8 protein-coding genes are annotated in these 14822 nt (G+C 45.5%); 1 reads left to right on the forward strand and 7 read right to left on the reverse strand.

Features of this window, described 5'->3' with window-relative positions:
- Positions 1-241 precede the first annotated feature (241 nt).
- From purN to QUF61_RS03800, 3 genes are read right to left on the reverse strand one after another with little or no spacing between them, the layout of a single operon-like run.
- Positions 242-832, reverse strand: coding sequence for a phosphoribosylglycinamide formyltransferase (gene purN, locus QUF61_RS03790; RefSeq protein ID WP_103921284.1), 591 nt, complete (start codon positions 830-832; stop codon positions 242-244).
- Positions 832-1872 carry a phosphoribosylformylglycinamidine cyclo-ligase gene (purM, locus tag QUF61_RS03795; RefSeq protein WP_289680527.1) on the reverse strand — a complete coding sequence of 347 codons (1041 nt, stop codon included), beginning with the start codon at positions 1870-1872 and terminating at the stop codon, positions 832-834. Before purM ends, purN begins: the two co-directional genes overlap by 1 nt.
- A 30-nt stretch (positions 1873-1902) precedes the next feature.
- Positions 1903-2475, reverse strand: a complete 573-nt coding sequence (locus QUF61_RS03800) for a hypothetical protein (protein ID WP_289680528.1) — start codon at positions 2473-2475, stop codon at positions 1903-1905.
- Positions 2476-2852: 377 nt separating this feature from the next.
- Between QUF61_RS03800 and QUF61_RS03805 the strand changes: the two genes are divergently transcribed.
- Positions 2853-3749, forward strand: a complete 897-nt coding sequence (locus QUF61_RS03805) for a TIGR01777 family oxidoreductase (protein WP_289680530.1) — start codon at positions 2853-2855, stop codon at positions 3747-3749.
- 166 nt (positions 3750-3915) lie between these two features.
- Here QUF61_RS03805 and QUF61_RS03810 read toward each other — a convergent pair whose 3' ends face one another.
- The 4 genes from QUF61_RS03810 to lpdA all read right to left on the reverse strand — a co-directional run bounded on the left by QUF61_RS03810 (position 3916) and on the right by lpdA (position 14670).
- Positions 3916-9228: an AAA family ATPase gene (locus tag QUF61_RS03810; RefSeq protein ID WP_289680532.1), complete on the reverse strand. Its 5313-nt coding sequence runs from the start codon at positions 9226-9228 to the stop codon at positions 3916-3918.
- A gap of 115 nt (positions 9229-9343) precedes the next feature.
- Positions 9344-12124 carry a PAS domain S-box protein gene (locus QUF61_RS03815; RefSeq protein ID WP_289680533.1) on the reverse strand — a complete coding sequence of 927 codons (2781 nt, stop codon included), beginning with the start codon at positions 12122-12124 and terminating at the stop codon, positions 9344-9346.
- Positions 12125-12187: 63 nt separating this feature from the next.
- Complete coding sequence (locus tag QUF61_RS03820; protein WP_103921290.1) at positions 12188-12883, reverse strand: YbhB/YbcL family Raf kinase inhibitor-like protein; 696 nt, start codon at positions 12881-12883, stop codon at positions 12188-12190.
- 50 nt (positions 12884-12933) lie between these two features.
- The gene (gene lpdA, locus QUF61_RS03825; RefSeq protein WP_289680537.1) at positions 12934-14670 is read right to left on the reverse strand and encodes a dihydrolipoyl dehydrogenase; all 1737 of its coding nucleotides are present in this window, start codon (positions 14668-14670) and stop codon (positions 12934-12936) included.
- Positions 14671-14822 lie beyond the last annotated feature (152 nt).

Here is a 14822-nt window from a genome sequence, read left to right on the forward strand (position 1 = left end):
ACACCTTTGTTTTGCTGTCTCTGTAAGAGAGAGGCGCATTATACAGACCCCTTTCTCGTTGTCAACTGCTTTTTTATTTTAATTCAAAACTAAAATTCAAAAACTGTTTTCAACCTCTCTTAAAACATTCCCACAATTCAATCTGCTTTCGCTGCTTGTTTTGCGTTCTCTGTAAGAGAGGGGCGCATTATACAGGCCTGCCAAACACCGTCAAGCCTTTTTTACAGTTTTTTACAATTAATTAAACTTTACTGGCTGCAAGGTGGCGAATAGCGCGTGGATACAGCACATGTTCCTGTTCTAAAACTCTAGTTGCCAACAGCTGTTCTGTATCATTTTGATAAACCGGTACGTGTGCCTGCAAAATAACCGGGCCAGCGTCCAGCTCTTCAGTCACAAAATGCACGGTTGCCCCATGCTCTGTGACACCCGCTTCCAAGGCACGACGATGAGTATCCAATCCCTGGAACGCAGGTAATAAAGAAGGGTGAATATTAATCAAACGCCCTGCATAACGATTAACAAAGCCAGGACTTAAAATCCGCATAAAACCGGCAAGTACAACCAAGTCGGGATTCCAGCACTCAATGCGCTCAGCCAGGGCCTCATCAAATTCAGCACGGCTGGCATATTGCGTATGATCCAGTACCGCAGTTGCAATACCTGCTACTTTAGCATGTTGCAAACCAGCCGCTTGCGGGCGATTACTCAGCACGCCCAACACCTTATAAGGTGCATCCGCTTTTTCCGCATCGGCAATAATCGAAACCATATTACTGCCGCGTCCAGATATTAGAATAACCACGGAAAGAGGAAGTTGATGTCCCATCATTATTTGTCAATCACTATCGTTTGCTGCGCATCGGCAGTAATTTCCCCGATTACCCAAGCCGTTTCACCCACTGCTGCCAGCGTATCCAACGTCTGTTGTTGCGCGGTTGCCGGAACGCAGAGCACCATACCCACGCCACAGTTAAAGGTGCGCAGCATTTCTTGAGCTTCAATATTCCCCTGCTCCTGCAACCAGTTAAACACGGGCGGCATGTCCCAGGTGTTGCGCTGAATATTTGCACACATCCCCGGTGGTAATACTCTGGGAATATTTTCCAGCAAACCACCGCCGGTAATATGCGCTAAAGCGTGAACATCCACCACATCAAACAGTTTCAATAAGGACTGTACATAAATACGGGTGGGTTCCAATAAGGTTTCACCCAAACTTGAACCTTCAAATGCCATTGCCGGGTCAGCGCCAGACACTTCCAGCACCTTGCGAATCAGAGAATAACCATTGGAATGCGGGCCACTGGAAGCCAGGGCAATTAATACATCTCCAGCCTGTACCTTGCTGCCATCGAGTATTTTCGACTTTTCAACAATGCCAACGCAAAAACCAGCCAGATCATAATCACCGTCTTGATACATGCCCGGCATTTCTGCGGTTTCACCGCCGATTAAAGACATCGCACTCAGTTCACAGCCGCGCCCAATGCCTTCCACAACTTGGGTCGCTACTTCCAACTCTAACTTACCGGTCGCGTAATAATCCAGGAAAAACAGTGGTTCTGCACCTTGTACAATCAGGTCATTGGCACACATGGCAACCAGATCGATGCCAACGGTATGATGCAGATTTAATTGCATCGCCAGCCGCAACTTGGTACCCACGCCATCAGTACCCGAAACCAGCACCGGTTCCTTATAACGATCCAGAGGAATTTCAAATAATGCACCAAAACCACCCAAGCCGCCTAACACGCCGGGACGCTGGGTACGGGCAGCAATTGGTTTGATGCGATCGATCAGGCGATTACCGGTATCAATATCAACACCCGCATCGCGATAACTCAAAGAGGTTTTTTGTGTATTCATAAAAGAATTATAACAAGCCAGGCATATGCTTTAGAAGGTAAAATTTACCTGTAACTGCTGCATCATGACTTTATAGACCTGTTGTTGCATGATTTGTATCACTTTTTCAGGACGCCGTGGACTGCAACGCTGCATTTGCCAAAGCCCTGCCGCCTGCCATTGACGCAACAAAGCCATATTAAAAATACTGGAAGCCGTCCAATTGATAGGTCCGGCAAAACCAATCACCCCCAAAGCGCCACAATTTTGCTGCAAACGCTGCACATCCTGTCCCACAAAACAGGCATCCAGCAATAGAATGCTACGTTTTAACTGCCCACGCAAAGCCTTCAACACTACATTCAAATCAAATCGACTATCACCACCTCGAAACCAACACTCACGCTTATCCCCATACTGCGCATGAGCACTTAAGATAATCAAATGCGGCCCTCGTTGCCGTGCGGGATGCCGGATAAAATCTAACAACACCTGCTGACACGAATCAGCCATTAATGCCTGAGTTTGCATCAAATCAGCAGGTAAAACCCGCTGATAAACATCAGCCAGCAAACGCGACTCCTGTGGTAACCAATTGGATTCTAACAATAATATTTTTTGCATAAAATCTGCATTTAAATAGAATAACGAAGTCTCTTATATAAGACCTCATTCAGGCTGAGGTATTAAGTGATTTTCAGTACCTTTTATGTGGTTCGAGCTTACACCGAACCCAGCTAATTAAGCAAATACAACACTTAGGAGTGAGAATTTTATAACTTCAGCAACCTGGCTGGTCTTTTTCTCCATTTTCTACGTTGTGAAAACAGTTACATAGCTTGCTATGCGCCTGTTTTCACGCCTTGAAAATGAATAAAAATCCTGCGCCCAGTTTCTGTATTTATTTCATCCTCACTCCTTAGACCATAGCGCACCCGTTTTTATCACTTGATTTATTTGGAGATAACAACATCAATAAAGATGTAAGCGGGAGAAAAATTATGAATATTTTAATCACAGGTGCCTCCGGGTTGATTGGTAGCGCTTTACAACAGACATTAAAACAGGATGGGCATCAGCTTTTCATCATGCAACGCCCGCTAAAAGCAGATGCTGATTTTAGCTGGCAACCTGATAAAAACATGATTCATTGGGATAAAACCAAACCCATTGATGCGGTTATTCACCTTGCCGGGGCAAATATTGCCAATGGACGCTGGACTGCGGCAAGAAAAAAGCTGATTATCGACAGCCGCGAGCAAAGCACCTTGTTATTAGCAAATACACTGGCGCAACTAGCCCAACCACCCAAGCTTTTTATTTCCGGCTCCGCTATTGGCTTTTACGGTGATACCGGTGCGCAATCCGTGGATGAAGACAGCCCCTTAGGCAGTGGTTTTTTAGCTGAAATATGCAAACGCTGGGAAGCGGCAACTCAAGCCGCCACTGACGCAGGCATTCGTACCATTCACATGCGCACCAGTATCGTATTAAGCCCCAAAGGCGGTGCTTTACGACAAATGCTCACGCCATTTAAGCTGGGGCTGGGCGGCAGGGTTGGCTCAGGACAACAATATATGAGCTGGGTCAGCCTGCCGGAAATCATCAACATGATTCGGTTTTTATTAAGCAACGAACAACTCAGCGGCCCGGTCAACCTGGCTTCCAAAACAGCAGTCAATAATGCCGAGTTCAGCCGAATGCTGGGACAGGTATTACACAGACCCACCGTTTTACCCTTACCCGCGTTTATGGTACGGCTGATTTTTGGTGAAATGGGAGATGCTTTATTATTATCCAGCAGCCGGGTGTATCCAAAAAAACTGGAACAGGCCGGTTATATTTTTATGGATACAGACTTAAAGCAGGCTTTAAACCGCGTACTCAACAGCACCTGAACCGCATAGTAATTTTTACACGACTTTTATTAGATGATAATTAGCCCGACCAGCCCCGCATCATTCGCCTGCCGCGCAATTAGCTCTATTAAACCTCAACTGAAAACTGTCCGGCAAGCACTCCCAGCCTATCCTGAGCTATGGGTAATCATGTGGGCTTAAGTTGCTAGCCGTGGCAGGTACGTTGCTTTAACACCAATAGGGTAATATCATCTCTTTTTTTGGTGCCGCCTAAATGTGATTGCACGTCTTCAATAATCGCTTCTTGAATGCTTGTTGCATCATCTTGCGCATATTGTTGAACAATATTTTTTAAACGTTGTATGCCATAGAGCTTGCGCTCAGCATCCATAGCCTCCGTAATGCCGTCAGAATAAAGTACCAGACCATCGCCAGGATCTAAGTGTAGTTTATATTTTTTTATATAGGGCGTGATGTCTTCACAGAGTCCAACAAAAAAACCCAGGGCAAAGGTATCCAGTTCTTCAATTTGTCCATTTGCGCGAATAATTAAAATATCCTCGTGTTGACCACTGATTTCCAGATCGCCCTGATGATAATCCAGCAGGCACAGGGTCAGGGTACGATCACTACCCATGCGTTGCAGATTGCCATAAAGTGCATGATTGAGTATGGCTAAACAGTGTTCAGGCTGGGTAAAACCACTGCTCAGTAAAGTGCGCACCGCCATTTGCACCATCAACATGATCAGGCCGCTTTCCAGGCCATGCCCGGTCACGTCACCGATGCCTATTTTGATGTGTTCATCTTGTTGCAAAATATCATAATAATCACCGCCAATTTCATCAGCGGGACGCATACAGGCGGCAACATCTAACTGGGAAAGCTGCTGTAATTCCTGCTTCCGTGGTAATACCACTTGTTGTAAGTGCTGCGCCACATCCAGCTCACTGCCCATGCGTTGGTTTTCTGCCTGCAATTGCTGATTTAAGGTGTTGATTTCCGCGTTGGCATTGGCAAGTTCCTGGGTGCGTTGCTCCACTTGATTTTCCAATGTCCGGTAAAGAAATGCATTTTCCAATGAGACAGCCACTTGAGAGGAAAGCAGTTTCAGCACTTCCTGACGATCAGGGGTAAATGCACCGGATACCAGGTTATTCTCCAGATAAAGCACGCCATTAAGTTGATTTTGATGCAATATTGGCATACAAAATATGGATTTAATCTGTTTTCCTTTGATGTAGCTATCGTTGTTATAGCCGCTGTTCAGGCTCGCATCATCTAATACCAGCATTTCCCTGGTACGTAATACATATTGCAATAGACGCTGTGGCAGATCGGTGCTTTGCCCAATGGGCGTATTTTGTAATACCCCGGTTTCTTTTGAGTCAGCTAACCAGGAGGCTTGAATTTTTAATTCTCCCTGCTCATCTAACATTAAAACACCACGTTGCGCGCCTGCATTTTTTACCAAAATACGGATGAGTTTATCCAGTAGTTGTTCTAATACAATCTCTTCTGCAAAAACACTGGCTGCTTGAAAGACCGCCTGCAAATCTAAGGTGTGTGTATAGCGGGTGGAGCTTAAGCTGTGATTCAAAGTGCCGTTGCTTGTGCCTGTTGCACTGCTATGGTGTTGTAAGTACCGCTGATAGTGACTTTCCAGAGCGGATACTTTTTGTGTTGCACCCCATAAGCGATACCAATGATGGGCTTCACGCAGATAATGCACCGCAGCCCCTGATAATGCCTGACTTAACCAAAACTGAGCGCACAGCTCATTGGCTAAAGCCAGATGCGCCCAAATCTGCGCGCCATTTTCTCCAGCAGCAGCAATGGCCTGTTCGTATAATTGCGCGGTGGTTTCTAATGCCTGCCCGTCTAAACGGGCGGTTTCAGCTTGTACAAGAAAATATTGATAAGCAAAATTATCAGCACAATGAGTTTGCCAGTTACATAATTTTTCTGTATCTGTATCGAGTAGTGTGCGGTAATGGGTTTGTTGTTCGGCATTGAAGTGTGGATAAAGCTGAATAATGCTCAGGGCGCGATAAAAGTGAAATAAGCTTTGTTGATACAGTCCACGAATAAAAAAATAAAAATCTTCCAGTTTTTCCGCAGCTTGCAGAGCCTGCTCAAATTCTCCGGCAGTGAAGTGCAAAACCTGTTTGGTGAAGTAGTAATAACACAAGCCGTTACCATATTCACGCTGCTGTAATTCTTCCACATAAGCCTGCTCATCAAAATTTTCCGCACTCAACTGGTTCGGCGTTGCGCTGAAGCCTTGCAAACTGTCTCCCAGTTGCAGCAACAGGCGCAGGACGCCACTCACGTCACGGTCGTTAACGCGCTCGACAAAAGGTTGATATTGACGATATTCCTGCTGGGTATCCTGGAGTGTTTGCGCTGAGAAAAACGGCTGAAAAAAAGAGAAAATAACATTGTACACGCCATAAACGTAAGCACCGCTTTCACTACAACCCTGATGGGCGATTTGGCGTAACGGGATGCTGGCTTTTTTATGTTTACACCAATGTTGAACGAAGTTACTAAAGAAAAAATGTACCGTACCGCGTACAAATAAACTGGGATAACGCTTGTTCATTTCCAGTGATAAGCGCCCATAGTCATAACCCAGGGCATATTGTTCCGGCTCTCCACACAACATCAAGCCATAAATCCCATAACCCAGTGCAGAAGTGCTGAGATTACCATGTTGATGCGAGAGTTTGACCATCTGTAACACAGTCCAGGCAAAAGCAGGCGGCTGGGCTAACCAGGTGGGGGGGATAGCCAGGGTTAAGATACCAAAGGGGGCAATTTTACTTGCCTCTGTCATTGCGGGAGCATCTAATAAGTCAAAGACCTGACGCTCGCCCAGGCTCTGCATTGCCAGTCCAAACTCAGCCATAATCACATCATTGTCAATTACCACGGGCATATCCATGCCTAAGCGCGCCAGTCCTTTGCGGGTTAAGTCAACGGCTATATCATAATGATTCATGGTGCTATACAGATAGACAGCTTCACCGAAAACCTTACTGATTTGTTGCGGTGTTTGCGCATGTTCCATCAAATTCTGAAAGTGCTGTTCCGCCCGCGCCAAGTCACCGCTACGGTATTCACATAATGCCAATTCATTGTGTAGCGCAAAATTTAATTCAAAATGCGTCAGCCAGGGTTGCTTGCTGGGAATGGCAGATAAACCCGCACTGAGTATTTCTTGCGCACTGCTGTAGGCTAATGCGCTCATGGCTTTGTGTCCAGCCTGTAAATTGAGTTCAGCTAATTGCAGTGTTTGCGTGGTGTCCAGCAATGCAGCACAAATATTTAAGTGACCAACAATTTCAAATAGACGCTCATCCAGGCGTTCCGGGGTATTGGCAACACTGAGCAATAATTGACCGATATGTCGATGCTGCGTGGTTTTTTCTGTTTCATCATTTAAGGCGTAGGCTGCCTGCTGCACGCGATCATGCAAGAAACGAAATGCTGCATTATGTTGCCCATCGGTTTTCACCGTGGCCTGTACCAGTTTGTAATTATCATCTAAAGGGAGCAACAGACCCACCTTGACCGCAGGCCATAATGACTGCAAAGCACTGTGCAAATCACAACTTTGCACGCTGGCAAGGGTTTGTAAATCAAAGCGGTTGCCGATACATGCGGCTAATTTCAAACTGGTGATACATTGTTGGGGGAGATCCGCAATTTTATTTGCCATCAGCTCAACCACATTGGAACTCATTTCCTTTTGTTGGATTTGACTGAGTTCCCAATGCCAGCAACGCTGCTGAAAATCAAAACTGAGTAACTGGTCTTGATATAAAGATTTTAAAAATTCTATGCTAAAAAAGGCATTACCGGCTGTTTTGTCATAAATTAAATCGCTGAGTGTTTCAATATTCTCAGTTTGATGCAGGCTATCACTGAGTAATTGTGCGACATCAGGCTGACTGAGGTTATCGAGTTTAATGGTGGTAAAGGAACGGGTTTGTTTGTTTAAGTGCTGCAACATACGCAGCAAGGGGTGATCGGCATCTACCTCATTATCTCGATAGGCGCCAATGATAAAGACATATTGTAATTCTGGATGCAGCAACAAGGTTTGTAAGAGTTGTAATGAAGCGCTATCAGTCCACTGCAAATCATCCAGAAACCAGATTAAAGGGTGTTCTGCCTGAGCGATAGCCTGCATAAAATCACAAAAAACCTGATTAAAGCGATTTTGTGCTTCTTCTGCGCTGCTGGCTTCCGCAACAGGAGACTGCTTACCTAAAATGGATTCCAAAGCAGGAATGACATCTAATAAAATCTGTCCGCGCTGAGCCAGCGCTGTTAAAATTCGCTTTTTCCAGCGGGCTAATGCTTCGGGCGTTTCTGTCAGCAGCAGATCACAAAATTCAGCAAAGGCCTGACTGATGGCAGAATAGGGGGTATTGCGCTGATATTGATCATATTTCCCGGCAATAAAATACCCGCGCTGCGCCGCCATTGGCTTATGGACTTCATGCACTAAGGCGGATTTACCCACCCCGGAATAACCGGAAACCAGCAAAAACTCCAAATTTCCCTGGCAGGTTTGCTGAAAGACATCAAGCAATTGTTGCTGCTCACTCTCACGACCATAGAGTTTCTGGGGAATTTTGAAATTTCCCAGATTGTCTTCCTGTGCCAGAAGAAAGGGCGTTATATCCCCTTTCTCCTGCCATTGTTTTAAACAGTGTTGTAAATCAGTGGCTAAACCCGCTGCAGATTGATAACGATCTTCTGCATTTTTTTGTAATAATTTTAAGATGATCTCAGAAATAACGGGGGGCAGGTCTGCATTAAATTGGTGTGGTGGTGATGGACGTTTGGCAATATGGTTATGTACCAGTTCCATTGCTTCTTGCTTATCAAATGGCAGCCTGCCGCTAAATAAGCGATACAGCGTCACCCCCAGAGAATACAGGTCGCTGCGATAATCGAGTATCCGGTTCATGCGTCCGGTTTGTTCGGGTGAAATATAAGCTAAAGTCCCCTCCAGCACATGGGGGTTGCCTAAGTGCTGAATTTTGGTATCAATTTGAGAAGAAATACCAAAATCAATTAAGCGCACCTGTTTATTCAGCGGGTTAAGTAAAATATTATGACTATTAATATCTTTGTGAATCACATTTTGCTGATGCAGATTTTGCAAGGATTTGGCAATCTCAATACTGATTTCCAGCAGATCCACCAAATCTGAGCTATGAAATTCATCCAGTGGCTGACCTTCAAAATATTCCAGCACCAAGCCATCCATACCATCCACTTGCACCCGCTCCAGCGCCCGTCGAATGCCTTTTCCCGTCAGTGTGCGGCTGATTTCATATTCATTATTCAGGCACATGACTTGTTGCGGCGTGGGGTATTCTTCTTTGAGCAATTTTATAATGCGAGGACTCGCTTGTTCCTGTGCCTGATACAGATAAACAATGCTGTTACTTCCCTCAAATAAAAATTGTAAGTTTTGCTGTGAAATGCTGGGATTCACATGTCCTCCAATATGCCACTAAGGCAGCATTTTTTATAACTTAAGCTAAGTTGTATATCATATCAGCCGCTATCAAGCCTTGCTTGCTTCTTATGCTCATGCCCTCACTTCCAGGTCAGAAGGAAAACTTTTTTTCAGAAAAAAGTAACAAGCATGCATCGACAACAGCTTCATCAAACATTGTTCCTCGATGTACCTGAATCGCTTCCAGCGCGACATCTATCCCTAAACTGGCACGGTAAGGTCGATGGTTGCTCATAGCCTCCACGACATCCGCGACGCAAACAATTCTTGCTGCTAAGCATATTTCATCGCCCTTTAGCCTCTGAGGATAACCAGAACCATCGATCCGTTCATGATGCTGATATGCAATCTCTGCGATGGGCCACGGAAACTCGATATCTTTCAGGATATGATAACCAGCTCCAGGATGTGACTGAATAAGCTTGTATTCAAGTTGGGAAAGCTTGCCGGGCTTGCTTAATATTTCTGACGGGATTTGAACCTTGCCAATATCATGAATAGTAGCACCAATTCTGATTCCTTCAACTGTCTCGTCATCAAGTCCCATTTTTTGCGCAATGGCTCTCGACAGTTGTGACACGCGATGTTGATGGCCTGCTGTGTACGGATCTCTGGCCTCTACGATTTTGGAGACAACATCGATTGTTCCCTTTAAACCCTTTCTTATCGTGGATATGTTTTGCAGAATTTTATCTTTGGCTTTATTTATTTCAGTCAGGTTGCGAATAAATGCATTGAAAGTGACTGTATCACCAAGTGCTAACGGGATGATAGTCAACTCTACAGGTATCAGGATGCCATTTTTGTGAAGCGCGGTGATCTCTATATGCTTGTCAATAAGTCGCCCTTCACCTGTCGCCAGGTAATGTTTCATGCCCTCTATATGCGCTTTTCTTTGCGCCAGCGGAATAATTGTGTCAGATAATAGCTGTCCAATCACTTCTTCGCTGCTGAAACCAAACATCCTTTCCGCTTCAGGATTCCAGTCGATAACGATACCTTCTCTGTCTATGGCAACAAACCCATCTCTGGCATTTTCAATCACACCTTTGGCATGCTTTTCAGCCTTATCCTTCGCCACTTCCACCCGTTTGCGATCAGATATATCATGCACAATTGAATACAGGACTTGTTTTTGATTCCAGTGAATAGGGCCGGAGTATACTTCCACATCCCTGATGTCCCCATCAGCCAGTCTATGCCTGAATATGAAATGATCACTTTTTTCCAGTTTGGCCCGTGCCATCTCTCTACCTATCTGTTCCTTTGACAGTGTATTGATATCGGAAATGCTCAAGTTTAATAACTGCTCCTGGCTATATCCATAGAATTTCTCTGCCGCCCGGTTTGCCTCGATGATGCGACCATCATCAGGATCGATAATAAGTTCAACAGATTTATTTCCCGTGAAAAGTTCCCTGAAATGCTCTTCACTTTGATGTAACGCCTGCTCCGTCTGCTTACGCTTGGTAATATCAACATGCGTTCCAACAAAACGTACATAGGTTCCATTTGATTCATTACGAATGGCGAAACCCCGAGCCAGAATATCCACCCAGTGCCCGTCTTTATGAAGCATTCTGTGTTCAAGCTCAAATTTAGGCACTTTTCCAGTCAGGTAATCATCAATGACCTGTTTAGCGCGCTTGATATCATCCGGGTGTACCAATCTTTCCCATGTGGCAAATTTATTTTCCAACTCATTTTCGGCATATCCCAACATCGACTTCCAGCGCACAGAATAAGTGATCACATTGGTCTGCATATCCCAATCCCACAAGCCATCGTTGGCACCCTGCATCGCGAGTGAAAAACGTTCTTCACTCTTTGCCAGGGCTTGCTCGGCTTGTTTGCGCTCGGTGATATCACTGGCAATACCTTCAATCGCTACAGGCCTGCCGCTGTCATCTGTGACCAAAACATTACGTTGAACAATCCATTTGGTTTCCCCAGATGGCGTGACAATTTGAAATTCATAGGTAGGCGGCATATCCCCATTTAGAAGTTTTTGCCACTGCTCATCGAAATAAGCATGCCAGTTTGGATGTATCAGTTCCTGAATTTTTTTTGGAGTGTTATAGAATGCTTGTGGCGTGATGCCGAACAGTTCGCTAGAGGCTGGATTTATATACTCATATCGACCGTCAGGTATCGACATTCGATAGATTACATCTTTTGCATTGCTTGCCAGACGGGAGAACTGCCGATTACTGTCTTCAAACTTATCGGATATCTGGCGGCTGGTTTGGTAAAAGATTCTTAGAGCAAAAAGGCTTATCAGTATGGCAAAAGCAATAATAACCATGCCTGCTTTAATAAATGGCGCACGAATTTCTTGCATATCAAGCTTGGCAACAATACCGAGGTTGAGGATATCAACCGGTTCGTAGGCTGCCATCACATGCACCCCCCGGTAATCATTCCCTATCATCCAGCCAGACTTTCCTGATAAGGCTCTGCGCATTGGTTCCGCTCTATCGGTTCTGTCTAATGAAACCGGATTGGGAATATCCATGCCTGCAAGATAATTTCTCATCAGGAATACAATCTGCTTTCCCTGCTTTTTAGCTAAAGTAAATTCACCGCTCTGACCGAACCTTATCTGCTCATGCGCTGCTTTAACCTGACTCAAGGTTGCATCGAAGCTGCTTGCCCCGGAATGCATTTCTTTTGAGTGGGCTTTATCAAAATATGCAACTTCCTCAATCATGCGGGCATTGCTTTTTGCGGTTTCGGTGAGCCGCTGCGCGGTTTCTGAAATGGATGTCTGGTAGATAATGTAGCCGCCGCTCCCGGCGGTAAAGAGTATGGCAACAAACATCGTAAGAGCCAGTTTTATCAGTTTGCCGCGAATCAAATCCAATCTAAACATGGCTTATGCCTGTAATTTCTTAAAATTAAAATATAGGCATACTCACAAAGTAGAACAAGGCTCCTAATCTACTGTAACACTATCAAAAGTAATGCTTGCCGTACCTAATACTTCAACTGTGTCAATTGCCTGCATCAGCACATCATAGCTGACATTTAATGAATTTTCTGTCGGCAAACTGCCTGGTGTTTCTGACAGTGCATAAATATTCAGTGTATATTCATGAGAGCCGGTACTTGGTGAACAGGGAGAAGTGTAGGAAACCATATTACCATCCTTATTTGCCCCTAAATACCAAGGCCCATCATCAGCAGCACCATGCTCAATTTCAGTGACTGAAGCATCGATACCCCACAATAATAAATAAGCATTAGGCTGACTGGTATCATCTGAATTTGGATAATGCACCATTGTTACCGCTAATGCTGCGGTACCACTGGGAACATTTGACCAACTCAGAGGAATCGAGCTTTCCACGCCATTGGTTTTCTCCTCACATTGGTATTGACTTAATAGTTCACCATTACTAATTGCCGGACTGCTGAGGGTAAATACATTTGGATTTGTATCTGAATAGCTAAGAAGACTAAAAAGACCATCAGCATTAAGCTGTAATTGTGCATCATAAACGCGTGATTCAGCTATTTTTACAGATGGAATCGTCAGAATGCTGGTCGTAACATCATATTCAGCCTCATCCACAGCCCATGCAGATAATGAATAGAGCATTAAAGATAGAATAAACGTCATTTTTTTCATTGCAAATTTCCTCTGCTTAAAAATTAGATTGGTATTTCACCTGAATTTATTTACCAGGGTTTACGGCGTGGCGCATACAAATCTGTAATCGTACCACTTGCCATTTCTGCGGCTAAATTCACCGTTTCACTGAGCGTGGGGTGGGCGTGCATGGTCAGTCCAATATCTTCGACATCCGCGCCCATTTCATAAGCCAGCATCACTTCCGCCAATAATTCCCCGGCGTTGGTGCCGACCAGACCGCCACCAATCAGACGTTTTGTGTCCCGATCAAACAGTAGTTTGGTTAAACCTTCATCACGCCCAATACTGAGCGAACGACCACTGGCAGCCCACGGAAAACTGCCTTTTTCATAAGCAATGCCCTGCGCCTTGGCTTCGGTTTCCGTCACACCCATCCAGGCAATTTCCGGATCGGTGTAAGCCACGCTGGGAATGGCGGCGTCAAACACGACCTTATCGTGACCACAAATCACTTCGGCAGCCACCTTGGCCTGGTGTACAGCTTTGTGCGCTAACATGGGGTTATCAACAATATCTCCGATAGCAAAAATATGCGGGATATTGGTGCGCATCTGCGTATCGACCGGGATAAAGCCCATGTCATTAACTTCAATACCCGCATTTTCCGCGCCGATTCTAGGCCCATTAGGGCGGCGGCCTACGGCAACCAATACCCGATCATAGACAGCGGATTCCGGGGCTTTATCACCTTCAAAAGAGACTTTCAGACCTTCTGCCTGGGATTCTATCGCGGTAACACGGGTATTGAGATAAATTGCTTCATAACGCTTGCTGATGCGTTTTTGCAAGGGCCTGACCAGATCGCGGTCACAACCAGGAATCAGATCGCCACTGAGTTCAACTATGCTGACTTTGCAATCGCCCATGCCCAGCGCGTCATATACGGTCGCCATTTCCAGGCCGATAATGCCGCCACCCACCACCAGCATGTTTTTCGGCACTTCCGCTAATTCCAGGGCATCCGTGGAATCCATCAGGCGTTCATCATCATAAGGAAAGCCGGGGATTTTTGTGGCTTGTGAACCGGCGGCGATAATCGCATGTTCAAAACCAATCACCTGCGCCCCGGATTCATTTTCCACGCGCAGTTGCTTGGCTGAAATAAACTGGCCTTCACCCTGCACCACAGTGACTTTACGCTGTTTTGCCAGATTGCCCAGACCGCCAGTGAGACGCTTGACCACTTTTTGTTTCCAGCCGCGCAATGTGTCCAGGTTGATATCGGGCTTGGCAAACTGCACGCCGTGTTCTGCCATTTCCTGACTTTCATTAACCACCTGCGCAACGTGTAATAAGGCTTTGGAAGGGATGCAGCCGACATTCAGGCAAACCCCGCCTAATGAAGCATAGCGTTCTACCAGCACCACTTTTTTACCCAGGTCAGCAGCGCGAAAAGCCGCCGTATAACCACCAGGCCCGGCACCTAAGACCACGACATCTGCCTGTAAGTCAGTATTTTGCTTGCTGGCAGTGGCGCTCGTTGCCGCAGATGCTGGCGCAGCGCTTGCTGTTTCCACCTGTTTTTCAATTGACATGGTGAGCAGTGGCATACCCTGAGAAACCTGATCCCCCAGTTTAACCAGTACTTCTTCCACTTTTCCGGCATAAGGCGTCGGAATTTCCATCGCTGATTTGTCACTTTCTAAAGTAACAATGGAGTCTTCCAGCGACAGGGCGTCACCAGCTTGTGCAAAAATTTCAATGATTTCCACGTCTTTAAAATCACCAATATCCGGGACACGTACTTCAACGATGGTACTCATTTTTTTCCTTTGGGTTAATCAGTAGATGGTTTTGCGAGACTAACAGTAGTTATTACACTGAAAGCCACTTCCGTCAAATTCAGATTGTGTAATAATAACAGAGCAGACATTATTGGTCTGCGCTTGAGAATAAATAAGCTGAATTCGGCGTA

It is taken from the genome of Candidatus Venteria ishoeyi (genome assembly GCF_030378065.1).
Classification (GTDB): Bacteria; Pseudomonadota; Gammaproteobacteria; order Beggiatoales; family Beggiatoaceae; genus Venteria; species Venteria ishoeyi.

Excerpts from the sequence above, each read along its gene's own strand:
- QUF61_RS03815 (WP_289680533.1), bottom strand. The coding sequence starts at position 12,124 with ATGTTTAGATTGGATTTGATTCGCGGCAAACTGATAAAACTGGCTCTT.
- lpdA (WP_289680537.1), bottom strand. The coding sequence starts at position 14,670 with ATGAGTACCATCGTTGAAGTACGTGTCCCGGATATTGGTGATTTTAAA.
- purM (WP_289680527.1), bottom strand. The coding sequence starts at position 1,872 with ATGAATACACAAAAAACCTCTTTGAGTTATCGCGATGCGGGTGTTGAT.
- QUF61_RS03800 (WP_289680528.1), bottom strand. The coding sequence starts at position 2,475 with ATGCAAAAAATATTATTGTTAGAATCCAATTGGTTACCACAGGAGTCG.
- QUF61_RS03805 (WP_289680530.1), top strand. The coding sequence starts at position 2,853 with ATGAATATTTTAATCACAGGTGCCTCCGGGTTGATTGGTAGCGCTTTA.
- purN (WP_103921284.1), bottom strand. The coding sequence starts at position 832 with ATGATGGGACATCAACTTCCTCTTTCCGTGGTTATTCTAATATCTGGA.
- QUF61_RS03820 (WP_103921290.1), bottom strand. The coding sequence starts at position 12,883 with ATGAAAAAAATGACGTTTATTCTATCTTTAATGCTCTATTCATTATCT.